This is a genomic window from Shewanella sp. BJSY2023SW005, from assembly GCF_047314585.1.
Lineage (GTDB): Bacteria > Pseudomonadota > Gammaproteobacteria > Enterobacterales > Shewanellaceae > Shewanella > Shewanella algae.
The window spans coordinates 258,015-283,301 of sequence record NZ_JBKORJ010000020.1; the positions used below are offsets into that span (position 1 = coordinate 258,015).

General features: G+C 52.4%; 22 protein-coding genes. 12 read left to right on the top strand and 10 right to left on the bottom strand.

The genetic code is table 11. The features are described from left to right. Positions 1-424: 424 nt before the first annotated feature. The 8 genes from nrdA to ACMHXI_RS05510 all read left to right on the top strand — a co-directional run bounded on the left by nrdA (position 425) and on the right by ACMHXI_RS05510 (position 9,045). Positions 425-2,713, top strand: coding sequence for a class 1a ribonucleoside-diphosphate reductase subunit alpha (gene nrdA, locus ACMHXI_RS05475; protein WP_025010420.1), 2,289 nt, complete (start codon positions 425-427; stop codon positions 2,711-2,713). A 59-nt stretch (positions 2,714-2,772) separates the two neighbouring features. Further along, positions 2,773-3,903 (top strand): class Ia ribonucleoside-diphosphate reductase subunit beta, encoded by a 1,131-nt coding sequence (gene nrdB, locus ACMHXI_RS05480; protein WP_096141787.1) that lies wholly within the window; start codon positions 2,773-2,775, stop codon positions 3,901-3,903. Further along, complete coding sequence (gene yfaE, locus ACMHXI_RS05485) at positions 3,878-4,207, top strand: class I ribonucleotide reductase maintenance protein YfaE (RefSeq protein ID WP_037436974.1); 330 nt, start codon at positions 3,878-3,880, stop codon at positions 4,205-4,207. The genes nrdB and yfaE overlap by 26 nt, the downstream gene beginning before the upstream one ends. A 98-nt stretch (positions 4,208-4,305) precedes the next feature. Then, positions 4,306-5,547: a glycosyltransferase family 4 protein gene (locus ACMHXI_RS05490; RefSeq protein ID WP_413734238.1), complete on the top strand. Its 1,242-nt coding sequence runs from the start codon at positions 4,306-4,308 to the stop codon at positions 5,545-5,547. A gap of 44 nt (positions 5,548-5,591) precedes the next feature. Then, a complete protein-coding gene (locus ACMHXI_RS05495; RefSeq protein WP_071238179.1) occupies positions 5,592-6,449 on the top strand; it encodes a hypothetical protein in 858 nt (285 codons plus the stop codon). Position 6,450: 1 nt separating this feature from the next. Continuing rightward, complete coding sequence (locus ACMHXI_RS05500; protein ID WP_025010425.1) at positions 6,451-6,870, top strand: hypothetical protein; 420 nt, start codon at positions 6,451-6,453, stop codon at positions 6,868-6,870. Then, complete coding sequence (locus ACMHXI_RS05505; protein WP_208169698.1) at positions 6,860-8,080, top strand: glycosyltransferase family 4 protein; 1,221 nt, start codon at positions 6,860-6,862, stop codon at positions 8,078-8,080. Before ACMHXI_RS05500 ends, ACMHXI_RS05505 begins: the two co-directional genes overlap by 11 nt. Beyond that, positions 8,080-9,045 (top strand): hypothetical protein, encoded by a 966-nt coding sequence (locus ACMHXI_RS05510; RefSeq protein WP_413734241.1) that lies wholly within the window; start codon positions 8,080-8,082, stop codon positions 9,043-9,045. The genes ACMHXI_RS05505 and ACMHXI_RS05510 overlap by 1 nt, the downstream gene beginning before the upstream one ends. A gap of 35 nt (positions 9,046-9,080) precedes the next feature. On the opposite strand, the gene ACMHXI_RS05515 is transcribed toward ACMHXI_RS05510, so the two are convergent. Then, complete coding sequence (locus ACMHXI_RS05515) at positions 9,081-9,572, bottom strand: YciI family protein (RefSeq protein ID WP_243880960.1); 492 nt, start codon at positions 9,570-9,572, stop codon at positions 9,081-9,083. A 107-nt stretch (positions 9,573-9,679) separates the two neighbouring features. Beyond that, the gene (locus tag ACMHXI_RS05520) at positions 9,680-11,701 is read right to left on the bottom strand and encodes an FAD-dependent oxidoreductase (RefSeq protein WP_413734243.1); all 2,022 of its coding nucleotides are present in this window, start codon (positions 11,699-11,701) and stop codon (positions 9,680-9,682) included. A 197-nt stretch (positions 11,702-11,898) separates the two neighbouring features. Between ACMHXI_RS05520 and sppA the strand changes: the two genes are divergently transcribed. Continuing rightward, on the top strand, positions 11,899-13,752 hold the full coding sequence (sppA, locus tag ACMHXI_RS05525; RefSeq protein ID WP_107111613.1) for a signal peptide peptidase SppA: 1,854 nt from the start codon (positions 11,899-11,901) through the stop codon (positions 13,750-13,752). A gap of 107 nt (positions 13,753-13,859) precedes the next feature. Next, entirely contained in the window at positions 13,860-14,876 is a 1,017-nt protein-coding gene (ansA, locus tag ACMHXI_RS05530; protein WP_044734515.1) for an asparaginase, read from the top strand. 66 nt (positions 14,877-14,942) lie between these two features. Here the strand turns inward: ansA and ACMHXI_RS05535 are convergent, their stop codons facing one another. From ACMHXI_RS05535 to ACMHXI_RS05555, 5 genes are all read right to left on the bottom strand, one after another. After that, positions 14,943-15,224 carry a YeaC family protein gene (locus ACMHXI_RS05535; protein WP_025887363.1) on the bottom strand — a complete coding sequence of 94 codons (282 nt, stop codon included), beginning with the start codon at positions 15,222-15,224 and terminating at the stop codon, positions 14,943-14,945. Further along, on the bottom strand, positions 15,221-15,538 hold the full coding sequence (locus ACMHXI_RS05540) for a hypothetical protein (RefSeq protein ID WP_025887361.1): 318 nt from the start codon (positions 15,536-15,538) through the stop codon (positions 15,221-15,223). Before ACMHXI_RS05540 ends, ACMHXI_RS05535 begins: the two co-directional genes overlap by 4 nt. Before the next feature lie 9 nt (positions 15,539-15,547). Further along, positions 15,548-16,675 carry a M14-type cytosolic carboxypeptidase gene (locus ACMHXI_RS05545; protein WP_107004838.1) on the bottom strand — a complete coding sequence of 376 codons (1,128 nt, stop codon included), beginning with the start codon at positions 16,673-16,675 and terminating at the stop codon, positions 15,548-15,550. Positions 16,676-16,824: 149 nt separating this feature from the next. Next, a complete protein-coding gene (locus ACMHXI_RS05550; protein WP_025010433.1) occupies positions 16,825-17,505 on the bottom strand; it encodes a response regulator transcription factor in 681 nt (226 codons plus the stop codon). Positions 17,506-17,738: 233 nt separating this feature from the next. Then, complete coding sequence (locus tag ACMHXI_RS05555; protein WP_413734247.1) at positions 17,739-19,526, bottom strand: DUF885 domain-containing protein; 1,788 nt, start codon at positions 19,524-19,526, stop codon at positions 17,739-17,741. Between the two features lie 368 nt (positions 19,527-19,894). On the opposite strand from ACMHXI_RS05555, the gene ACMHXI_RS05560 reads away from it, so the two are divergent. After that, positions 19,895-20,704 carry a hypothetical protein gene (locus ACMHXI_RS05560; RefSeq protein WP_139190776.1) on the top strand — a complete coding sequence of 270 codons (810 nt, stop codon included), beginning with the start codon at positions 19,895-19,897 and terminating at the stop codon, positions 20,702-20,704. 297 nt (positions 20,705-21,001) lie between these two features. Here the strand turns inward: ACMHXI_RS05560 and ACMHXI_RS05565 are convergent, their stop codons facing one another. Next, positions 21,002-21,460 carry a hypothetical protein gene (locus ACMHXI_RS05565; protein ID WP_115390355.1) on the bottom strand — a complete coding sequence of 153 codons (459 nt, stop codon included), beginning with the start codon at positions 21,458-21,460 and terminating at the stop codon, positions 21,002-21,004. A gap of 198 nt (positions 21,461-21,658) precedes the next feature. Between ACMHXI_RS05565 and dgt the strand changes: the two genes are divergently transcribed. Further along, positions 21,659-23,110, top strand: a complete 1,452-nt coding sequence (gene dgt / locus ACMHXI_RS05570) for a dGTPase (protein WP_413734361.1) — start codon at positions 21,659-21,661, stop codon at positions 23,108-23,110. A 62-nt stretch (positions 23,111-23,172) separates the two neighbouring features. Here the strand turns inward: dgt and ACMHXI_RS05575 are convergent, their stop codons facing one another. Both ACMHXI_RS05575 and ACMHXI_RS05580 read right to left on the bottom strand, forming a co-directional pair. After that, complete coding sequence (locus ACMHXI_RS05575; protein WP_413734250.1) at positions 23,173-24,591, bottom strand: diguanylate cyclase domain-containing protein; 1,419 nt, start codon at positions 24,589-24,591, stop codon at positions 23,173-23,175. A gap of 160 nt (positions 24,592-24,751) precedes the next feature. Next, the gene (locus ACMHXI_RS05580) at positions 24,752-25,024 is read right to left on the bottom strand and encodes a hypothetical protein (protein ID WP_044734518.1); all 273 of its coding nucleotides are present in this window, start codon (positions 25,022-25,024) and stop codon (positions 24,752-24,754) included. Between the last annotated feature and the right edge of the window lie 263 nt (positions 25,025-25,287).

The window sequence follows — 25,287 nt, forward strand, 5'->3', positions numbered from 1 at the left end:
AGTCGCAGTCCGGATGCTGCTTTAACCGACCGGATCTGCGCGGGATCGCGGATCGCTGCTTATTTTAGCAGTCGATCACCTTGAGTGAGATCGCTTGAATTTTGACCATGACGACTGTGCGCCAGCAATGATGCCGCTTTGCGGAATCGGCCAGTCAATATCCTCAAGATATCCACAAGATATACCCAAAACTCAGGCTTGCAAAAAGTGCCATACCTCACTATCTTGTTATCCAAGATATAGAAAAACACCATATCTTGTGTATCGGTAGCAATCAGACATACTAGTCTTGCACTGGAAACTCCCGGTTAACAGAGCCCTCTCGGGCCGCCGTCGTTAACTGTTCGGTTGATTGTTTTACAAGGGAAGGTTTAATGACGCCGTCGCGTCATTTCACAGATATTACAACCAAGGCCTATCTTCAATGAATAGCACTATGACAGTTACCAAACGCAGTGGCGCACGCGAGACGATAGATCTCGATAAGATCCACCGCGTTATCACCTGGGCAGCTAAAGGATTAAACAACGTCTCGGTTTCCGAGGTGGAGTTGCGTTCTCACCTGCAGTTTTTCGATGGCATCCCCACCGAGGCCATCCATGAAACCATTATCAAGGCTGCCGCCGACCTGATCTCTCCCGACTCTCCGGACTATCAGTTCCTGGCCGCTCGCCTTGCTGTTTTTCATTTGCGTAAGAAGGCCTTTGGTCAGTTTGAGCCGCCAAAACTGTACGATCATGTCAGCAAGTTGGTCGCCATGGGCAAGTACGACAAGCATGTGCTGGAAGACTACAGCCGTGAAGAACTGGATGTGCTCGACAGCTATATCGACCATTGGCGCGATATGAACTTCTCCTATGCCGCCGTCAAACAGCTGGAAGGCAAGTATCTGGTACAAAACCGTGTGACTCATGAAGTCTACGAAAGTGCCCAGTTCCTCTATATTCTGGTGGCCGCTTGCCTGTTTGCCCGTTATCCGAAGGAAACCCGGCTGCAGTATGTCAAAGACTTCTATGATGCGGTTTCTACCTTCAAGATCTCTTTGCCGACCCCTATCATGTCCGGCGTGCGTACGCCGACCCGTCAGTTCAGCTCTTGCGTGTTGATCGAGTGTGACGACAGCCTGGACTCCATCAATGCCACGGCCTCTTCCATCGTCAAGTATGTCAGTCAGAGAGCCGGTATCGGTGTGAATGCCGGCCGCATTCGCGCTCTGGGAAGCCCTATTCGTGGTGGTGAAGCCTTCCACACAGGTTGTTTGCCTTTCTACAAGTATTTCCAGACTGCGGTGAAATCCTGCTCCCAGGGCGGCGTTCGCGGCGGTGCTGCAACTCTGTTCTACCCTATCTGGCACCTGGAAGTTGAATCGCTGCTGGTACTGAAAAATAACCGTGGTGTTGAAGACAACCGTATCCGTCACCTGGACTACGGCGTACAGATCAACAAGCTGATGTATCAGCGGATGATTAAAGGTGAGAACATCACCCTGTTCAGCCCATCGGACGTTCCCGGCTTATATGACGCCTTCTTTGCCGATCAGGACGAGTTTGAGCGCCTGTATGTGAAATATGAGCAGGACCAGAGCATTCGCAAGAAGACCCTAAAAGCGGTCGAGCTCTTCTCGCTGATGATGCAGGAGCGCGCCTCCACAGGTCGTATCTATGTGCAGAACGTGGATCACTGTAACACCCACAGTCCGTTCAACGCCGAAGTGGCCCCAGTGCGTCAGTCCAACCTGTGTCTTGAGATTGCCCTGCCAACCAAACCACTGAACAATATTGACGACCCAAATGGTGAAATCGCCCTTTGTACTCTGTCAGCGCTGAACCTGGGTGCGATAAAAGACTTGGGCGAACTGGAAGGCCTTGCCGATTTGGCTGTGCGCGCCCTGGATAACCTGCTGGACTACCAGGACTACCCTATTCCTTCTGCCAAGACGGCATCGATGAACCGCCGCACTCTGGGTATCGGGGTCATCAACTTCGCCAACTATCTTGCCAAGAACGGCGTGAAATACTCTGACGGCAGCGCCAACGGCCTGACCCACAGAACATTTGAAGCCATACAGTACTACCTGCTCAAGGCCTCGATGAATCTGGCCAAAGAACTGGGTGCCTGCCCGCTGTTCCATGAGACCACTTATTCTCAGGGGATCATGCCGGTAGATACCTACAAGCGGGATCTGGACAAGATTTGTGATGAGCCGCTGCACCTGGATTGGGATGCTCTGCGTCACGATATCAAGCAGCATGGCCTGCGTAACTCGACCCTGTCGGCACTGATGCCGTCAGAGACCTCTTCGCAGATCTCCAACGCCACCAATGGTATTGAGCCTCCACGCGGCCTTATCAGCGTCAAGGCCAGTAAAGATGGCCAGCTCAAGCAAGTGGTGCCCGATTACGAAGAACTCAAGGACAAGTACGAACTGCTGTGGCAGATGCCCGGCAACGACGGTTACCTGCAGTTGGTGGGTATTATGCAGAAGTTTGTCGATCAGGCGATTTCGGCCAATACCAACTATGACCCATCCAAGTTTGAAAGTAACAAGGTTCCGATGAAGCTGCTGCTCAAGGATCTGTTGACCGCCTACAAACTCGGGGTCAAGACCCTTTACTACCACAACACCCGTGATGGTGCTTCCGACAAATTCGATGACATTACCAGCATCGAGAAGGAAGACGACGGTTGTGCCGGCGGCGCCTGCAAGATTTAAGCAGGATTAAGTAACAAGTTCGGGGCCCAGGTGGCCCCGTTGTTTGGAAAGAGTAGATCATGGCTTATTCAATTTTTTGTCAAACCCCCAACGATGCCACCCGCGAACCTATGTTTCTCGGTCAGGCGGTTAACGTGGCCCGTTACGATCAACAGAAGTACGAAGTATTCGAGAAACTGATCGAAAAGCAGTTATCTTTCTTCTGGCGCCCGGAAGAAGTAGATGTCAGCCGCGACAAAATCGATTTCGGCGCCCTGCCGGATCATGAAAAGCATATCTTCCTCTCCAACCTCAAGTACCAAACCCTGTTGGACTCGATTCAGGGCCGCAGCCCCAATGTGGCTTTCCTGCCGCTGGTGTCCCTGCCTGAGCTGGAAACCTGGATTGAAACCTGGTCCTTCTCCGAGACCATTCACAGCCGTTCCTACACTCATATCATCCGCAATATTGTCAACGACCCATCCGTGGTGTTCGATGACATAGTGGTCAATGAGGAGATCCTCAAGCGCGCCGGCGATATTGCCGAGTATTATGACCGCCTTATCGAGCTGACTCAGTTGTATCACCTGCATGGTGAAGGCAAGTTTGACGTCAACGGTCACACGCTTGAAGTCACTACCCGCACCATCAAAAAAGCCCTCTATCTGTGCATGATGTCGGTCAATGCGCTCGAAGCGATACGTTTTTACGTCAGCTTCGCCTGCTCCTTTGCCTTTGCCGAGCGCAAACTGATGGAAGGCAACGCCAAGATCATTCGCCTGATCGCCCGCGATGAAGCTTTGCACCTGAACTCGACCCAACACATTATCAACCTGATGCAGGGTGGCAAAGATGACCCTGAGATGGGTGAAATCGCCAAAGAGTGCCAGCAGGAAGCTTACGATCTGTTCCTGCGCGCCGCCGAGCAGGAAAAGGCTTGGGCCAAGTACCTGTTCAAGGATGGTTCCATGATAGGCCTGAACGAAACCATTCTCTGCCAGTATGTGGAGTTCATTACCAATCAGAGAATGAAGGCGGTTAACCTGGGCGCACCATACAGTGAGCAGAGCGATCCCCTGCCCTGGATGAAAAACTGGCTGGAGAGCGATGCCGTACAGGTCGCGCCTCAGGAAGTGGAAGTATCATCCTACCTGGTCGGCCAGATAGATTCGGCTGTCGACGACGATGAGTTCTCCGACTTTGACCTTTAACAAAGCCCCTATCGTGCTGCTGCGCGGAGAGCCCCTGCTGCTGTATACCACAGAGCACAGGACTCTCCTGGCAGCGCTCGAAGCCCGTAAGGTGAGCATTTTTTCCGAGTGCCGTAGCGGGTTTTGCGGCGCATGCAAGACCCGGGTGCGCAGTGGCGCGGTCACTTACCTGACCACGCCATTGGCCGAGTTACAGGCGGATGAATGTCTGCCCTGCTGCTGTGTGCCCACGGAAGATCTGGACTTGGATCTCTCCAGCGAAGGCGCCGACATGCCGCTGCTGCGGGTTAAACACTTGGCCTGACACAAGCGCAAAAAACGCCGTCAGTGGCAGATCTCCTACAGTTAAACAAGCGTTTTTTCGTTGTAAATCCTGCCTGACTCCGGTACTCTGCCGGACTTATGAAATCAGACTCAAGTTATTCATTCAAAAGTCTTTATTGCGCTTTTGATCGTTACCCTCTGCCCAAAGGCGCTTCGACCCATATACGTTATATGGCGTCAACCCTGTTTGCCTTCCAGTCCCCTGGTATGCTCTATCTACAAGGTGATCCCCAGATGCCTTCCTGGCAGCAGGAAACCCTGTCACTCGGCAGCAATCCCTACGAGGTAAGCAGTGCGGTCAGTATCGTCAGGCACCAGCTAAATCCAAGCTCGGGCAATAACGTGCTTGCCAAGGCGCTGGACTATGCCAATCAGCTTGGGGCGCTGCTCAGGCAAAATCGCGATACCCTGACATTGGCGCAGTTTCGCGACCCCTGGGCGGGGGTGCCTTTGCTGGATCATCGCAAGGACAATCCAGCGCTCAAGCTCGTCTATGAGGTTAATGCCCTGCCCAGCATAGAGCTGCCTATTCACCTGTCGCTGCCGCGAAAAACCCTGGCCAAAATCAGCGCCTGGGAGCAGCGTTGCCTGGATGGTGCCGATCTGATTGTGACCCCATCAAAACTCACGGCTGCCGGCCTTGAAAAACGCACTTCCACTCCAGTAGTCTATCTGCCAAACGGCGCCGAGTTGCCGCCTGCCGAGCCATTGAGGCAAGCAGAGGATGCGAGTCTGCCCAGGCTCATCTATTTTGGTGCTGCCCAGCGCTGGCAGGGGCTTAGAGATCTGCTCAAAGCTTTTGCCTTGGTGCGTCAGCAGTTGGAGGTCCGGCTGGATCTCTGCCTGTCACTCGAAAATCGCCAGGCCCGGCAGGTAAAGGCCTGGCTCAAGTCCATGGAACTGGAAGATTGTGTTTCGCTGCATTTCGGGCTGGACCAAGCCAGTCTCAGGCAAAAAATTCAGGCCGCGAGCGCGTCTTTGGCGCCGCTCACGCCCTGCAGGCGCAACATGCTTCAGGGATGTTGCCCTTTGAAAGTGCTCGAATCCATGGCTTGCGGCACCGCAGTTATCGCCTCGGATCTGCCGGTCATTCGTGAACTGGTAACCCATGAAGAGCATGGGCTCTTGGTTCCCCCCTCCAGGCCTTCCGAGCTCGCCAGAGCCTGTATTGAACTGCTCAGTCAACCGGCTAAGGCCAAAGATTTGGGACTCAAGGGCCAACAAAGGGTGGCAGAGCAGTTCCAATGGCAACAGATCTGCGCTCAGCTCAGCGACTTGTATATACAGCTGAGTCAAAGCCCAATGCAAGCTAGCGCTTAATAGCTACTCGTTTAATAGCACCTGTTTAATGTCAAGGAAACGATATGGAAACAGCCATAAACCCTTTTAACGCCCCGCTTCACTACTGGCGAATGCGCAAAGTGTTCAAGCAGTTAACCCCGGCGGAGCAGGAATTTATCCGCACCAAGAAGTTGGATGCAACCCATTCGACCCAGCACTGGTTACTGTTTCTCAAGCGCCTGACCCGATTGGATCGTATGGGCAGCCCATTGAGACGCCAGTTTCGCCGCAGCCGCAATTGGTTGATAGGTTTCACTATTGTCAGCATATTCCTGCCCGTGCCTCACCTGGTGGTGTATACCCTGGTGGGTTTGACTCTGGCGTCTATATTACTGCTTCACAGCTGCAACAATATGGACGTCAACGACAATGTGCGCACCGGCCTTATAAAGTTGATGCAGGTACTGGCGATGGAGACCAACAGCGTGCAGCTGAAACTGGATCTCGACTCCATACACAAACGTAAGCCGGCCCGAACCGAAAAGCCTGAGAAGAGCACCCAACTGGCCTACTTTGAAGTGCCACTGTTGCAATTCAGGGCCAAACTCAAAGACGGCAATGAGCTGCAACTGCGGGTGGATGATGTTATCTGTCGTCGTAAACGCACCCGTCGCAACGCCCGAGGCAAGGTCAAAACCAAAATCAAGTACAAGGGACGGCGCAGCATTCGCAGCTGCCTGACCTTGAATCCTGATCACTACCATCTGCGTAAAACCAAACTGGCACCAACGAGCAAGGCACAGACTCAAAACGGCATCACCAAGGTGAAATCCAACTCCACCTTTAAATTTATCGGTGAGTCACGTTTGATGGATGCCGAGAATATTCTCAGAACCATCGCCAAGTCCTATCAACAGACCAGTATTCGAGCCAGGGGATAATATGAGTCAGTGTCAGCTAAAAATCGGTTTTTTCACCCTCAGCCCTTGCGGCCAACCTGCCGTTGGCAGTTGCAGTGAGTGCCAAGCCAGTGTCTGCGAACATCACCTAGATCCCAAAACCGGTCTGTGTTTTCAGTGCGCCGCCAAACCCTTGAAGGTCGGCAAGGAAGTCTATGAAGATCCGCGCTCAGGCACCAAGTATGAGCAATTGAGCCTACAAGGCGTTAAACCCGAGGATCCGCTTGCCGGTTTCGCCCTCAAACAACTGTATCTCGGCAGTGCCTGGTACCAACTGCACACCAAACACGGCAGTTACAACAAGGAGTTTGATGCCGAGGACTTTGCCGCTTTTGAGCTCCCTGTCGACGAAGATGATGAGCAGTTGCCGGATTACGAATATCGGGATATCTATGACAGCTAACCCCAGGCTACTGTGGCTGACTCAACACTACCCGCCGGCCAAAGGCGGCATGGCACTATCCTGCGATAGACTGGTGCGCCATTTGCGGCGGCTCGGGGTACATATCACCCTTTATCATTTACGCGCCGGCGGCTTGGAAAAGGAGACCGGCTATTTTGCCGAGCAGGGTTGCGATCACAGCTTCCCCATGGGTACAAACCCGGCGCACTCGCTCAATCTTCTATGGCACAAGCTGGAGGGTGAATATGATGCTGTCGTTGCCTATGGCTATCCCTTCTCCATGCATGCCGGGCGAGTCTTTGCCGCCTGGCTTGGGCTACCGCTTATCACATTGCTGCGCGGCAACGACTTCGACTTGAGTATTCTCGATCATCGTCGCTATCAAGTGCTGCAGGATACGCTGCAAGCCAGCGCGCTGGTATTGACCGTCAGCGCCGACAAGGCAAAACGGGTCAAAGCCCTGTGGCCGCAAGTCAGAGTGCACAACATGAGTAATGGCCTGGATAGTGAACGTTGGCAACCATTGCCGCTGGATAAAGAGCAAGCCAAAGCCTGGCGTTCCAATAACCTGGAAAATCCCAGTCAGCCTGTGATTGGCCTTTTCGGCCATTTGAAAGAGAAAAAAGGTTTGGCCTTTTTTATCGAGACCTTCAAACGCAGCCCCTTGGTACACAGCTGCCATCTGTTGCTGATTGGCGAGCTGGATGAAAGCGCCGCCGAGCTGTTGCAGACCCTGCCCGAGGGCAGTTACACCCTGGAGCCGTTTCTTGACAGGTATCAGCTGATAAGCCGTTATCTGGTATGCGACCTTATCGCTATTCCCTCTTTCTATGAGGGAACGCCCAATGTGCTGCTGGAGGCGGCGGCGCTTAACATCCCTGTGCTCGGCGCCTGCTGCGGCGGTATGGCCGATCTTATCTTCGACAGCCTGCATGAGCGCGAAAAGCATGTCTTTGATGGCCGTTTGGCTGACAGTGACGCGGCCCATAATCTCCGCGGCCAAACGGACTCAGGTTATCTGTTTCATCCAACTTCGGCGGAATCGCTTTTGGATGCGTTGGTGCGTTGGCAAACCGATACGGCTTCGATTCGCGCCGCCAAGAGCCAGGCTTTGTACCAAACGGTACTGAGTCAATGCAGCGCCGAGGCTGAAGCCGAGCGTTATTTGGCTGTCATCAAGACGCTGGTCGCTCAAACGGCGAGTCACTGATGCTTATCTATTACGCCCCCGGCGGCGGGCTCGGGCACTTGAGCCGGGCGCTGAAAGTGCTCGGCTTTATCAAGGCGCAGCAAGCGTTGGTGATCACAAGTCCACTGCCGTTAGCGGTCGACACGCTGCTACCAAAGGGCATTCAACACTTAAGTCTGCCGACCAGGCTTCAAAGCCGAGCCGAACTCAGCGCCTGGCTCAAGCAGTTACTGGCATCGCTCAACAAGCAACAAGCGTGTCGGCTCATGCTGATAGATGCCTTTCCCGGGGGCATTTGGGGCGAGCTTGGTGATATCCCCTTGCCTGGCAAACTTGCCTATATCGCCAGATTGCTCAACTGGAATGTCTATCGCCAGCGCGTTGCCCATATTCCCCGTTTTCAGCAAATCTGGTTTTGTGAATGGCCGACCCCGGAGCAGGAACAGGCGCTCTCCAATCAAACGGGCCAACGCTTCTGGCTGCCGTTACTCGGCGAAGACAAGTCCCAAGATGCAACCCCAAAGGGTCTTGAAAAGCCTAAACAGACTCTGGTGATCCACTCGGGAAGCCTTGCCGAGCAGGCTTTGCTGCTTGAACACGCCGCAAAGGCGGGAGAAGAGATAGATATTATTGCGCCGCCGCACCCAAGCGCTGATGCAGGCTTTAATAGCGCCCCCCTTGATAGCAAACCCCTTGATAAGAGTGCTCTGAGCGACTTCAACAACTGCAACAACAAAGAGCACAAACCCGGATTAACCCGGCTGCAGCTATACCCGGCCTCAGATATTGGCTGGCAGTATCAAAGAGTTATCTGTGGCGGTGGCTTCAACCTGGTGAGCGAATATATCCTTCATCCCGGCGCCCTCTTCGTGCCCCTGACCCGGGCACTGGATTTGCAGCATCTGCGTATCGAACGCGGCTTGGGCGGTTTTTTACCGCCGCCCGGGTTGAGCTCAGTGCCGAACGATATTCTCAAGCGACTTTGAAACGCTCATTTAGTGTTGCTATCGAAGCTTGTCACTCAAGGCTGTGACTCGGCTATCCGGGCGTGAATACGGTTGACCTCCAGCAATGCCGCACTACCGTACCAGGCTTTAAGTTCCATGATAAGGCTACCGGCCTGAACCGCAGGATCGCTGGCCGTCAAGGCTTCAGCCTCAGCCAAACTGGCAACATCAAAGATATAAATCCCCCGCCACTCTCCGCCATCGATAAAGGGCCCAGCTAACACGAGTTTGCCCTCATGCGCCAAACGCTGAATATGGTTCATGTGCGCTCTTTGAAGCTCGGCGCGCTGTTCTTTGCTGCCACTTCGATTGGGACCCGCCTTTAAAAATGCCATCACATAAGGTTTCATACCATATTTATCGGCACCGAGTGCATGGGCCAGCGCCTTATCATAGGCAGGCGTTTCAACGGAAACCGGATTATCTGCACCAGCGGCAGTTGCCACTAAACTCGAGCCGGTCAACAGCGACAGCGCGCAGCAACTCGCCATGGTAGTTTTCATCATTGATATCTCTCCAATCCGATGCTGTTGTATGTCAGCTTTTCGACAATAAGGTTATAAGTAAAGCAAAAAAATCCCCGCCGTGGCGGGGAGTTAAGCCCGGTTAGAGACTAAATCCGCATCGCCAATTCGGCACCCTGACGAATGGCGCGTTTGGCATCCAACTCGGCAGCGACATCAACGCCGCCAATGAGGTGCATTGGCAAGCCGCACTCTTCCAGTTCCGGCAACAGTGCGCGGTTGGATTCCTGACCTGCGCAGATCACCACAGTATCCACAGGCAGCAGCTGCGGCTTGTCATCAATCAGTATGTGCAATCCCTGGTCATCAAAGCGCTCATAGCTGACCCCACTGAGCTCTGTCACCTTGTGCTGCTTAAGCACCATGCGATGGATCCAGCCCGTGGTCTTACCTAAGCCTTTACCCAGCTTGCTCTTCTTGCGTTGCAACAAATACAACTCTCTGGCCGGGGCATGCGCCTGGGTTTGTTTGGCCAGTCCGCCGCGCTCGGCGTAACTTGTGTCTATGCCCCACTGACGATACCAACGTTCCGGCTCCAGCGTGCTGGACTCCTGCTCGCCGAGGAAATGCGCCAAGTCAAAACCTATGCCGCCGGCGCCGATAAGTGCCACCCGTCGGCCGACTTCCACCTCACCGCGCAGTACCTGCTGATAGCTGACCACCTTGGGAGAATCAAACCCGGGCAAGTTGAGCTCTCTTGGCACGACACCACTGGCAACCACCAACTCATCAAAAGGTTCATCCCTGAGCACTGAGGCGTTGAGCGGCGTATTCAAACGCAAGTCCACCTTAAAATGTGCGAGGCGATTCTTGAAGTAGCGTATGGTTTCGTTGAATTCCTCTTTACCTGGGATCTTGCGCGCCAGGTTAAACTGGCCACCGACTTCATCTCGGGCTTCAAACAAGGTCACCTTGTGCCCCCGCTCAGCGGCGTAGACGGCAAATGCCATCCCAGCCGGGCCCGCGCCCATCACAGCCAGGCGTTTGGGGGACTCAGTCTTGGGGAAATTAATCTCTGTCTCATAGCAGGCTCTTGGATTAACCAGGCAAGTAGCACGCTTGAGCGAGAAGGTATGATCGAGACAAGCCTGATTACAGCCGATGCAGGTATTGATGGCTTCGCTTTGATTGGCCGCGGCTTTGTTGACAAACTCAGGATCGGCTAGGAAGGGCCTTGCCATAGACACCATATCCGCCTGCCCCGAAGCGAGGATCTGCTCGGCTATCTCAGGCGTATTGATCCTGTTGGTAGCCACCAAAGGAACACTGAGTTCTTTTTTCAAACGTTCAGTGACCCAGGCAAAGGCGCCTCTGGGTACGCTGGTGGCTATAGTCGGGATCCTGGCTTCATGCCAACCTATGCCGGTATTGATGATAGTGACACCGGCTTGTTCCAGCGCTTTGCCGAGCTCAATGACCTCCTCGAGGCTTGAGCCTTTGTCGACCAGATCCAACATAGACAGACGAAAGATAATGATGAACTCGGGACCAACCTTGGCGCGGATAGCGCGAACAATTACCAATGGCAGGCGAATACGGTTGGCAAAACTGCCGCCGTACTCATCACTGCGCTGATTGACCCGCTCACAGATGAACTGATTGATGAGATAGCCTTCAGAGCCCATTACCTCCACGCCATCATAACCGGCCCGTTTGGCCAGTTCGGCAGAAGTGGCATAATCCTTTATGGTGCCGCGGATTTGCCGCAAAGACATGGCGCTCGGCGTAAATGGGGTAATGGGCGACTTGACCTTGCTCGGTGCCAGCGAAAAAGGATGATAGCCGTAACGGCCGGCATGAAGGATCTGCATACAGATCTTGCCACCGCCCTCATGTACAGCTCGGGTAACGATTTTGTGTTTGCCCACTTGCCAGGGAAAGCTCAGCTGACAGGCGTTGGGGGCCAAACGGCCGCGAAAGTTGGGCGCTATGCCGCCGGTGACAATCAAACCCACACCACCCAGCGCCCGCTCCTTGTAGAAGTGTGCCAGTTTCTCAAAACCGCCCTTTTCTTCTTCCAACCCGGTATGCATGGAACCCATGAGTACCCGGTTTCTCAGCTGGGTAAACCCCAGATTCAAGGGTTCTAATAAATGAGGAAAGCCCGACATTAAAACATCCTTTTTAAACAAGTGATTTAAATCAGCATAACCTGAGCCGCCATCAAGCTCAACATAAAGCATTGGCCGCCGGCGACTCATCGGCTAACGCAGTGAAAGCTCAGGAATAAAATCACTTACAAATGTATTTTCCCGTTGCAGCTATTTTCAGTTAGCATTAACGGAATGCATGGAAAAATGGAGTGGCTATGTCCGCAAAACCCCTGACAACCAAGAATACCCTGATGTTGATCTGGAATGTGATCAACTTCATTCGCAAGCTGGTGTTGAACATAGTGTTCTTCCCGCTATTCTTCATCGCTTTGATAGCCGTGGTCATCGCCATGGTCAGCAGTGATGAAATCCAAGTTGAGGATGGCTCGGCGCTGGTACTGAACCTGGCCGGCGGCATAGTGGATCAAAAGCGCCAGGTTGACCCGTTCGAGGCGATGTTAAGCCAAAGCAAAGGACCCGATGTCAACGGCGAAATCTTATTGAGTGATGTGCTCTATACCATTCACAGCGCCACCAATGACAAGCGGATCAAGGCTCTGGTATTGGATCTGTCCGAGTTGCAATACGGCGGTCTGAGTAAGCTCAGCGCCATAGGCCAGGCACTCAACGAATTCAAAGATAGTGGCAAGCCTGTGGTCGCCATAGGTAACTATTATGATCAGAACCAGTATTTCCTGGCGAGTTTTGCCGATACTGTTTACCTCAACCCAGAGGGCATGGTGGCGGTAGATGGCCTGAGCCGCTACCGCCAATACTATAAGTCGGCACTGGATAAGTTAAAAATCAAGGCGCACATTTTCCGTGTCGGCACTTTTAAGTCAGCGGTTGAGCCTTTTATCCGTGATGACATGTCAGAAGCGGCCAAGGAAGCCAACTCTGTACTGCTCAACGACATCTGGGGCAGTTACACAGACACTGTGGCCGCCAATCGCGGCATAGACAAATCCAGCCTGGGCCTTAATGCCACAGCTTATTTGGCAGAGCTGGAACAAGCCGACGGTGATTCCGGCACCATGGCGGTTAACCTCAAGTGGGTTGATAAACTGGCCAGCGCAGAAGACTTCCGCCTGGCGATGTTGGACCTGGTAGGCAAAAGCAAGGAAGGAGATAGCTTCAAGCAGGTCAGCTACTACGACTATGCCAAGCTGATGGCACCACTGCCGGCGCTGGTACCCACCGAAGGAGTGGGCATCATAGTGGCCAAGGGTAATATTCTCAACGGCAGTCAACCTGCCGGTGATATCGGCGGTGAAAGTACCTCTGCCCTGCTACGTAAGGCCCGCTTCGATGACACTATCAAGGCCGTAGTGCTCAGGGTCGACAGCCCCGGCGGCAGCGCCTTTGCTTCCGAGCAAATTCGTCAGGAAGTGCTGGCATTGAAGAAAGCCGGTAAGCCTGTGGTAGTCAGCATGAGCAGCATGGCGGCCTCCGGTGGTTACTGGATTTCGGCCAGCGCCGATTATATCTATGCCAACCCCACTACCCTGACCGGATCCATCGGCATTTTCGGCATGATAACCACCTTCGAGGACTCTCTGTCTTCAATCGGTGTTAATACTGATGGAGTGGCCACATCTGACTGGGCCGGTCTCTCTGTTACCCGGCCACTTTCCGATGGCGTCAAGGCGGTGATACAACGCCATATCGAACGTGGCTACAAAGACTTTATCTCGCTGGTCGCCAACGAGCGCAATATGACACTCGAACAGGTGGATAAGATTGCCCAGGGCCGCGTCTGGTCCGGCAAGAAAGCCCTGGAGCTGGGTCTGGTGGATGAACTGGGCGATCTCGATAGCGCCATCGCCAAGGCCGCCGAAATGGCCGGACTGGATAAGTTCGACAGCCGAGTGATAGAGCAGGAGCTGACACCTGAGCAACTCTTCATTCAGGAGATGTTCGCCAGTGTCTCCGCTTATCTGCCCCACAGCGTCAAGCAGTCCAGCGTGCTGGAAAAACTGCTGACTCAATGGAGCAAGGTACTGGAAGAGTTTGCCGCCTTTGACGACCCTAACGGCGTCTATCTCTACTGTGATAACTGCAGTTACTGATAATCCTGAAAGCCCGGCTCGCCGGGCTTTTTTGTGCCTTATGCTGCCGGGCTTGATTTGCTATAATCCGGCCTCTCTTTTGCCCCAGTGAAAACTAAAGCCAGATTATGAACAAAAAAAAGTCCATCTATGTCGCATACACGGGCGGCACCATAGGGATGCAAAAAACCAGTAACGGCTTTGCCCCGGTCGCCGGCTTCCTGACAGAATGCGTCAACTCCATGCCGGAGTTTTTCCATGAAGAGATGCCGACGTTCGTGATCCAGGAATATTGTCCGCTGATAGACTCTTCCAATATGGCCCCCAGCCACTGGCAGATGATAGCCGACGACATTCAGGCCAACTATGACAAGTACGATGGCTTTGTCATTCTTCACGGCACAGACACCATGGCGTTTACCGCATCGGCACTGTCTTTCATGCTGCAGGATCTCGGTAAGCCGGTTATCGTCACCGGCTCGCAAATTCCGCTGTCACAGCTGCGCTCAGACGGCCAGACCAATCTGCTCAATGCCTTGTATATCGCGGCCAATTATCCGGTTGCCGAGGTTTGCCTGTTCTTCAACAATAAACTATTCCGCGGCAACCGCACTACCAAGGCCCATGCCGACGGCTTCGATGCCTTTGCCTCGCCGAACTTCCCTTTATTGCTGGAAGCCGGGATCAAAATTCGCCTGCGGGCCGGAAAAATTGCGCCGCCCTGCGATAAGCCCTTGAAAGTGGCGCCCATTACTCCTCATCCCATAGGTGTGGTCACTCTGTATCCCGGGATCTCCACCGAGGTATTCAACAACATACTGCAGCAACCGGTAAAAGCCCTGATATTACTGACCTATGGTGTCGGCAATGCACCGCAGGATCCCGCCTTGCTGGAAACCCTCAAACGGGCCAACGACAAGGGCACTGTGCTTATTAATCTGACCCAGTGTCTGCAGGGTAAAGTCAATATGGGCGGTTATGCCACAGGCAACGCCCTGGCCAAGGCAGGCGTTATCAGTGGCGCCGATATGACTACGGAAGCCGCCTTGACCAAGTTGCACTACCTGCTCTCCCAAGGGCTGGGCACAGAAGAGATAAGACGGCAGATGCAGCAAAACCTCTGTGGCGAACTCACGGCAGACTGAATTTAATTGATAGCAAAAAGCCCTGTATATACAGGGCTTTTTTATAAATAGAATCCTAGTAATTAATTACAGATCAGATTCTTTGAATTCAGCAATACTCTCACCGCGAAACTGCTTTTTCAGCTGCGCCTTGGACAGCTCGTTGATCTGCCCCCCGGCGCCTATGGTGAAGTGCTCGGTTTGATCCAAACGCCTGGCTTGGTAGAGCATCACCAGTTGCAGCGTGTTTTCCCGCTGCTCCTCGGTCAGCACAGTACCATCTTCCCACTTACCTATCTCGGCGGCGCTGCGCAGTCTTTCATAGACTTCAACCGGCATCTCTTCAATCACTTTGTTGATATCTGTCATACACTTTTCCGCTTGTGCAAAATAATACGTACCCGGGTTATCAGGTAACCCACAAAACCGAGCGTAAAGCAGACGGCACCGGCGATAGCTCGATTGCCTTCGGCGACTTCTCCCCCCCAAAACCAGATGACCACCCCGGCGATAAACAGGGTCAAGGCCAAAAAGCTCTGGTTCATCAGTTTGGTCGACTGCTGAATATGGCTAATCCTCGACAGCGACTCGGTGTTGGGTCCCAGTTTGGAACTGCAGTGTGGGCAACTGGGTGCCTTACTGGAGATCCGTTTGTGGCATAAAGGGCATTCAACCAGTGCCATAGCTGCTCCTTACCTGAGTTTGTCCACGACGGCCAGCATGGCGGTCAAAGAGGCTTCACCCAGGTACAGGCAACGCTCGGGGGACCAGCCCACCAGCGGATCGGCCAGATTATCATTGTCTTTAAATGGCATTTCCAAGGTGTTTGACAGGCAGTTGAAGGTTTCGCCGACCCAGTTGGAACCTATGGTCAGGTTGGCCTTGCCTGGCTCGTCCTTTTCATAACCATGTTCGCTCTGGAAATCCGGGCTAACCAGCAAGAGCGCCGAAGCAAATTCCTGCTGCAGCTGAGTCAAGCGCTCATCCCAACAAGGAATGCCTTCACAGCCTGCCAGGAACACATAAGGCAGACCTTCATCACCGTGGACGTCATAGAAGAGGTCCACGCCGGTTTCTTTCATCTTTTGTACCACATGGTACACCTCGGGGCTCTTCTCAAGGCTTGGCGTTTGCCACTCACGATTTAGGTTTACACCGGCGGCATTGGTACGCAGATGGCCTCTGACGCTGCCGTCCGGATTCATGTTGGGTACAACATAGAAGTTGGCCTTATCCAGCAACTGTTTGGAGACAGGGTCATCCGAGTCCAGCAATCGATACAGCAAACCTTCCACCAGCCATTCGGCCATGGTTTCCCCTGGGTGCTGACGGGCTGTGATCCAGATATTGCGCTTGCTGTTATCGCCGTCACCCACCTTGACCAGCGTCAGATCGCGACCATCCAGGGTCAGACCCAGGTGCTCCAGGCTCACTTCAGGATGCACCTGTACTGCGCTGAGCAGGTCCAGGTGGCGTTCATAGCTGTAAGGTGCAAAATAGGCTATCTGAATCGCATCGGCGTCCAATTCCACATTGATACTCAATTTTCCGTCATCATACTTGGTCGGCAGACGGAACCAGTGCTGGCGATCATAGCTGGCAACTGCCTGATAGTTCTCCCAACCTTTGGGATAGGAAGCGCTGCCGGCATTGATGATATTGAGGGTGTAACTGTTTCCTACCTGGCCTTCAAAACGGAAATTGAACCACTGGTAGAACTCTCCGCCGTGATCCGGGCGGATCGCCAGTCTGATGTCGTCCTTGTTATCAAGACTGATGACCTGAATATTGCCACCATCAAAATTCGCGCTGATCCGCATGATGTTTTCCTTCATTGCTTTTATAGGGTGTGGAGCCTGGGAAGGCTCACGCAAGTGGGCTATAGGATAAACCAAATCGACCGCGCTTGAAAACGCGGCCGAAACAGGCTCTGGTATTCGAGGGGGAAATCAGTAGGGTTTAAAGCATCTTACCAAAGGCTGAAGCTGTATCCCTGGCCGCGCACCGTATTGATAAGGCTTCTTGGCAAACGGGTCTGTTCCAGTTTTCGCCGGGTATTGGAGATATGCATATCCAGATTACGGTCAAACCGCCCCAGTTCTTTTTTTAGCACTCGTCGCTGCAGCTCCTGCTTGGTAACCACTTGTCCCTTGCGTTCAAACAGGTACTTAAACAGGCGAAATTCTGTCTGGGTCAAGGATAGCTGCTGATCGGCAATGGCCACAGTGTAATCAGTTTCGTCAAACTGAATATGTTTGTTGAGCGTAAGATCGGCGGTGTCCTGCCCTTTACTGATATTGATCCTTCTTATGAGCGCCTGAATCCGCACCAGCAGTTCTTTGACACTGAATGGCTTGCTCAGAAAATCGTCTGCCCCCAGTTCATAACCTTTGATCCTTTCTTCTTCACTGTCGATAGCCGAGATCACTATGACAGGAGTGTTGTCCTTACGGGCAAGCAACATCTCAAAGCCATTGAGTTTGGGCATCATTAAATCGAGCAAGATAACATCCGGAGTAAAAGTGTCGAGTCTCATCAGCGCATCCAAACCATCAGCGGCACAAACAACATCGTGCCCCTCGCCCTCCAGTGCTTCTTTGAGCAAGTCCCTGAACTCCAGGTCATCATCCACTAACAAAATTTTCGTCATTTCCGTCAACACAATTCTCAAATAAGAACCATTACCATTTACGTTAACATAGTTAACCTAACCGAGCTAGCAAAATCCTCCTTTAGTACTGGCTAAAGTGCGCAGGATCACACAGAAGGAATAATGAAAAAGGGACAGATGGTCAAACTGTCCCTATAGACAATTGGGCAAGCGGCAATCAAGCCCTCTCTTCTGACGTAAGCCATGCAGTACAAGGCTTACGCCGGCCTTTGCTACTTGTCTTGCATCAATTGACTGATGTACTTGACCGGGGCACTGCCATAGCTGAGGAAGCTTTCGTGGAACGTCTTAAGATCAAACGCCTTGCCTTGCTGCTGTTTGAGCTCTTCCCTTAAGTCGTAAATTTCACGATATCCGGCGTAATAGCTGGTCAACTGTACCTGGCTCAGCGTTGCCCGGCGCCATTTACCTTCCGCCTCAGCCTGCTGCTGGAAGGCTTCTTCCGTCATCAGCTTGATGGCCTGCTCTTCAGTCATCCCCTTGACCTGAATGCTGTAGTCCAGAATGGTGTTGCAAATCACCCTGAGGTTCCACTTGTAGTACATCAGCCACATTTCCGGCTCAAAGTTGCCATAGCCCTGTTCCAGCATCATACGCTCGGCATAAACGGCCCAACCTTCCACCATGGCACCGTTGCCAAACAGGCTCTTGACCAGGCTCGGTGACTCATTGGAATACACCAGCTGGGTGTAATGGCCGGGGATCGCCTCATGTATGTTCAGTACCTGCAATATCCAGTGGTTATATTCGCGCAAGTAACTTTCGGCCTGCTCGTCGGTCATGCCATCGAGGGGAGTCACGTTGTAATAGGTGTTGCCGCCCTTCTCATAAGGGCCGGGAGCACTGATGGAGGCTCCGGCAAAACCCCGCATATATTCAGGAGTTTCCCTGACCACCAAAGGCTTTTTCGGATCCAGAGTCACCAAGTCGTGTTGATTGACAAACTTCACCAGCTCGGGGATCTGCGCCCTCACCTCGGCCACAAAATCTTCCCGCTTTACATGCCGGGCCGAAAGCTTGTCGATCAACTGCCTGATAGCCTTCTTCTCGTCTTGCGGCTTGGGCTCCTGGAAATACTTGCTCCAGAGCTTATCGGTAATTTTCGCCATTTCGCCCTGAACCCTGGCCTTATCGGCCAGCGCTTTTTCATAGAGGGCCTGGGCGCTCATACCAGCCTGAATATCGAAGGCAAACTTCTCCTCATAAAGCGCTTCACCTATCCGGAAACTACGGCTGCCTTCGCGCTTGAGCTGCTGCTCCAGCTGTTTTAGAAATTGGATATGCCCTTCAATGGCCGCCACGGCTTTATCCATTCTTTGCTTGAATAACGCCTTTTCATCAGCGCTCAGGCCGGAGGCGTTCACCTTGGCGAGCAGTTCATCGGACAATACGGTAAAGGCACCCTGATTTTGCATGATGGCCAACTCTGTGTGCTCCAGAGTGGGATTATCGATATTTTGCTGCGCCGCCAGGTAATAGGCCGGCACATTTTCCAATCGGCCCAATGCAGAGCGCAGCCTTTGATCCAAAGGTGCAAAGTCCTCATTGATGATTTGCGCAAAACCACCGGCCACATTGTAACTGGATGGGTCCCACTGCCAGGACTTGAAGCGCTTGATTTCCCACTCCATGCTGCCGAGGACATTTTCAATCAAACGATAGTCAATCAGGTTAGCCGCTGTCAGCGCCGCAAAATCAAAGCTCGCCATCTTGGCGCGCTGTTGCTGAATAAAGTTCAACGTCGCGGTGCGGCTGTTCGCATCCGGTACCAGGAGTTTGGCATCGTATTGATGAAAGCCGTTATAGAGTGCCCAGGTCGGCGCAACCTGCCATAGCGAATCGATAAAGCTTTGACTGAACGCACTGAACGCTTGGTTCTGATCTTGTTTTACAGCAGCAGAGACTTTGGACGCCATCGCCTCGGGAGAGCCTTGGGTTTGGCATGCAGACAGCCCTGTCAGCGCCAATGACACCGCCAGGCAAAGGGTGAGTTTTTTCATATTATTTTCCTTCCCGGCACCCGTTTGTTGGAAATTTGAATTCTTATCGGTTTTTTCGGGTGCATAGTGCGCAAGTAAATCATGGACGCGACGACTTTTCAGCAATTGTTGCTAAAGAGACATGCTTTGTTACAGTTTGCAGCCCGTTTTAAGCCTCTGGTTAAATACTCCATGTTCGCTTGATAGCTCCCATTGTCAGATAAAATACGGCTTTTGTTGAGAAGGCAGAACGATAACCCCTGCTCAATTATGATTTTTGGAAGGCCGGGTGCATGGTATTGCAGAAGGTTCAAATAGGCATGACCACTTGATTTTCATCGAAAAACTCGCTAGCGTGTGCGGCCAAATTACATAGGACGTAATTCAATATGAATCTGAAGTTTAATGCTGTCCATCAATACGTACTGGAATTGTTAAGGCAACAGGGAATACGCTGCTTGGTGGACGATCAATACGACGAACTGAACGAGCATTATTTACAACTTTGGCTACCCGAGCCGCTGACAGAAATCGAAGTCAAGCAACTGAATAAGTTCCAAAAACAACATTATTCCCTTTGGAAAGATAGTGCGCAGCCATGGGAAGATGTTAAGACGCAAGTGAAGCTCGATTTTTCCGATAGCTGCTACAACGAACTCAAGGCCACTTTGGTCAAAATGACACTGGTAGACAGAATGACCTTTGAGCGAGCCTGGCAAGAACGCTTGGGGGTTGTTTGCAACAATGTCGACCTGGATGTTATCGCCCATCGCAGCACTCAAGTGGCTGATATAGATCCCCTCACCAAGGCAATCGCTGACAGCTTTTCCGATGAATGGCTGAAACTCTGCGCCTCTATGGAACTGTTTCAGGTACGGTATTTGGTTTTCAACAGAGCGGTGCGCAAAGATAAATCAGCCCGCAACTCCGAAATGCTACATTTGTGGACCGACACAGAGGGCGAAAACCCTAAACAGGCGCGCAAAGCTGTTGGCCGGGTAACAGGTAATCCTGGTGGTATAGCCAACTACCAAAAGGGTGCCCGCGTCATACGGCAAGGTAACTGTGTAAGAAAGACCAAGCTCTATAATCATGAGTTTGAAGACGCCTATCAACGCCGGGTTCGCGTCAATATTAAAGGCGTAATGGTACCTATGATGAATCATGCGGACTTATTACAGCTATCGTCATACGATTAAGCAAAGATAGCCTCCTCTGCCAGAGATTTACTCTGGCAGAGGCGGAAAACGTCATTCTAAGTTGAATGGACCCGAACCCTCTGATATATCCAATATAACAGTACAGCCCCAAGTTTGGCCCACTAGGGTGCACTGGCCGTGCGGCAGTGAATGAATTGGTTAATGGGAGCTAGATATTGCCCAACCATCGGCAAAGCCTGACGGTGGCTGAAAAGGGTTGTTATCGAGAATGGCATAAAGCCAATGAAGCTCAAATCATTGGGGGCGCTTCCAAATACTCGCCCCCTAAATCTGCTATCAACGGCGGTGAAACTTGGCGTCCTTATCGAGACACCAGTGTGCCGTAGCACTCTTGTCTTCGTTGGGTCGGCCGGTTAACAGCTCACCTTGCTCATTGATGTAATAAACAAAAGCTTTGGCATCACCGAGTTCATCCCAATACAGCATCGCCTCATCCGCTTCCTGGCCTTCACAAGTGGTGACTTTGCCGCCTATGGACTCGATATAGGCACTGCCCTTGATTTGGCTCAGCGGCGCCCCTGTACATTGGTTGTTGTCATAAAGATTGGCGACACTGTGGTAGCGGTTTTCCTCAAAGCGCATGACAAACTCTTTACCCAGTTTACCGTCACCGAGACAACCTGTGGTCCACTCCCCTTTGAGCCTGTCCGGCATGGCATCATCGCCATGGAACATCAGAAAACCGAGCGTTGCCGCCAAAATAAGCAGCAACATCACACTTAAGGACTTGAGCATTAACACATCTCTGAGAAAGGATTTTTCAGGATAGTACTCTGCGATGACTGAAGACGCTATCGTACTCATCGCAAATTTACATAGAGTGTCACAAATTGGCCCCATGGGATAAACTGTGGCACATTGGAGTAACATACGGATTCCAAGTCATTTTCTTGCTTAGGCAACTACTTGTTGGAGGTTCTCTCGGTGTCTGACATGCATTCTGAGATAGATTTTCGCCGCAAAATTACTGCGCAGCGCCCCTTTGGTAAACCGGAAGACACTCGGGTAGATAATCCAGAAAAATTGCAGCTGGCGCTGGAAAGCGATCGTGGCCGCATCATTAACTCGGCCGCCATCCGTCGTCTGCAGCAAAAGACCCAGGTGTTTCCGCTTGAACGCAATGCCGCGGTGCGAAGCCGTTTGACACACTCGATGGAAGTTCAGCAGGTAGGCCGCTTTATTGCACAGAAGATATTCAAGCTTTTGGGGCCAGGTGCCGAACGCTGGGGCCTGCAATATCTGGAACGGCAATTGGAAACCCTGGTGGAGATGAGCTGCCTGATGCACGATGTGGGCAATCCACCCTTTGGTCACTTCGGTGAGGCCGCGATCAGTGATTGGTTCAAGCGCAACCTTGTTTCTCTGGCGCCTTCGGGTTTCGATTCCGGGTATCCAGAGTTGATCCAAGACTTATCCCATTTTGAAGGCAATGCCCAAGGCATTCGTTTGATCCACACCTTGCTCGGGCTCAATCTCACCTACAGTCAACTGGCCGGCATTTTGAAATACACCCGTCCGGGTATGCTTGTGAAAGATAAAGCCAATCCTGAGCAAAGCTATCTGATGAAAAAAGTCGGTTATTACGCCAGTGAGTCCAGGTTTGTTGCCGAACTGACTCAAGCCATGGAGATGGCACCCGGTTGTCGCCACCCGGTGAGCTACATCATGGAGGCCGCCGATGACATCTCATATTGCCTGGCCGATATTGAAGACGCAGTGGAAAAAGGCATCATAGAGCTGGATACCCTAAAACAGAGTCTGATAGCCGAGTACCAACGGCAAATTGCGGTCAAGCAAGGCGCTCTCGGACACAAGGACTTTATGAGCAAATCGATTGAGGCGGCAGACAGCAGCGCCCGCCACCTGGCAATCAACCAACAGAGCCAGTTTTTTACCTTCCTCCGCGTTCGACTGATCCACCCTTTGGTCAATCACGCCGCCAAGCGCTTTATCGACAATATTGAAGCTGTGTACCACGGCAACTTGAACGAGTCGCTGCTTGAAGATGGCGGCTACGAACACGCCATTACAGAAACCCTCAAGCAAGTTGCTATCAAGCAGGTATTTTGCCATCGGGAAGTGGAGAAACTTGAGCTGCAGGGATACAGGATCATCACAGGCTTACTGGATAACTATCGCTCCCTGCTGGCATTGAGCGAAGATGAGTTTAGCAAACTGGTACAAGGCCTGCCCAAAACAGCTCTTATCGAAACCCGGCTGTTCCATAAGCTGCCTGGCAAGCACCTGGCCACCTATAAAAGAGCCATTGAAGCCAATCAGTATCCTGAGTTTTACCACAGGTGTCGTTTGCTGCAGGATTATATCAGCGGCATGACAGACCAATACGCTTTGGATGAGTACAGACTACTTATGGTACTTGACTGACTCTTAAAGAGAGTTGTTTTACTAACTAAGGCTCGGGATACGAGCCTGGAATGCCATTACTATCAGATCCGCCTAAACAGGAGATCGTTACGCCCGGACGCCTTGACCTGATACATCAAACGGTCGGCGTCGGCCAGCACAGACTGGGCATCCCGGGCACCGGGTTTGGCATACACGGCACCTATGCTGATACTGAGGGGCAATTTGCCGGCCTTGGTGGCAAATGGCTCTCTGTCTACCGACAAAAGCAGCCGGGTGGCCAGGGTCTTGGCCTCGGCTTCTGTCATGCCCAGCTGCAGAATACAAAACTCCTCACCGCCTATGCGGCCAAATACGCTTCCCTCCGGCAAGATGGCCACTACCATTTGCGTCAATTGGCAAATGACCTCATCACCCACATGATGACCATAACTGTCATTAATCCGCTTGAAATCATCTATATCAAACAGTAACAAGGTCAGACTGTCATAACCACGGCCATCACAGGCTTGTTCGAGCGCATCCATAAATGCCCGCCGATTGGCGATACCGGTAAGCCCATCTGTAGCCGCCAGGTGAGCCAGCTCGGCATTGGCAGCCTCAAGCTCGGCGGTGCGCGCCGCCACGGTACGGCGCAGCATAAACACATACACCAGGATCCCGAGCAGAAGTATCCCAAGCAAGCCTTGCAGCAGATAGCGTGGATAGACAGTTTCCACATACATCCAGCGATTGAGGATCCTTTGATATTCGGAATCTGGGATCCGGGCCAGCCCCTGGCGGATCTCTTCCAGCAAGGCGCTCTGCCCCTCTTTGACAGCCGGACGAATTTGGGCACTGTAAAGATGGCGGACTGGAATAAAACGCGCCGGCTCGCGTGAGGTATAGAGATAGAAGTTGGCGACCTGCAGATCGGCAACAAATGCCTTTAACCTGCCGGCAAAGGCGGCCTTTAACATTAGATCGTTGCTGGCATAAGTCAGCACGCTGGCCTTCGGGTATTTCTGACGTACAAACGTCTCTTCATAGCCGCCACGGACAACGCCGACTTCACCGCCGTTGGTCAGGTAGCCGTCCGGCTCGGTACCGAGTAACCCTTGACTGAAAAACAGTTGACTCTCGATCCCCAGCAAACCCTGGGCATAATCCAGGTAATGTTCCCTGTCCTGAGACCAAAGCAGCCCGGCGTGGATATCGGCCTGACCACTGCGAACCAGATCCAGCGAACCTTGCCAGTCTGTCAATATAAAGCGGACTTCGACCCTATTGGCCTTGGCATATTCTTGCCAGATATCCACCAGGATCCCGGCCGGTTCACCGGCATCATTCAAATATGAAAAGGGTTTCCAGGAATTGGAGTTGGCAATAACCAGTTCTCTTGCGGGTTGCTGAGCGGTATCCGAGCGCGTATCTTCAGCGGCCTGGCTTTGGCCCGTTGTCAGCAGGAACAGGGGCAAAATGACAAATAGTCGGCAGAGGGTGGTCAACGACAGCTGGAGCAAGGAGTTAACGTAGGCTGTTGCAGCGAGCTTATGTGGCCGGAATATCCTTACAAGGCATGGTTTGGGTGGGTTCTACCCGGGTTATAGCCCCGGGTTCAGCGAACACCCACCGGAAACACACAAAATATTAACATTTGTAGAGAACTTCCAGCAGTTTTTTTCAGCAGCGACGGATCCGCACCACCTTCATGGTTTCCATTTCAAAACCGGCTACTATGGTTGTTTGCGGGTAATAGTCGACCGACACTCGGGAACCTTTCAATGAACGGTATTTTTTAGGGCGTTTGAAGCGAAAAGGCGCATCACAATTTTCCAGCATCAGAGTATGTTGGATCCAGTCGCCTTCATCCCGCTGGGTGTGGGAGACAACTGTCTTGTCTTCGGTGTGATAAAGTGGTGAGTGTTTCTCTGTCAATACGTCAGCTATTGTCATAATGCATTTACCTCCGATGGGTCGCTTCTGACTATGAATCCAAGGTCCTGACGGGCCCGACCTTGCCCGTGGCAGCCCGGGCAGTAGCTTCGCCTTCTTGATCAACCTCTTGCCGCAAGCAAGTACAGAAAGTCAAACTGTAGAGTACCGTCTTACTCAAAAGCCTTTTGCTGAGGGAAAAGTTCCCCGGCCGCGGCAGATTGGCGGTAGCTATGCAGTCGTGTCTGGGTAAGCAGATCATCCCCGGGCAAAAAATTTCCGGG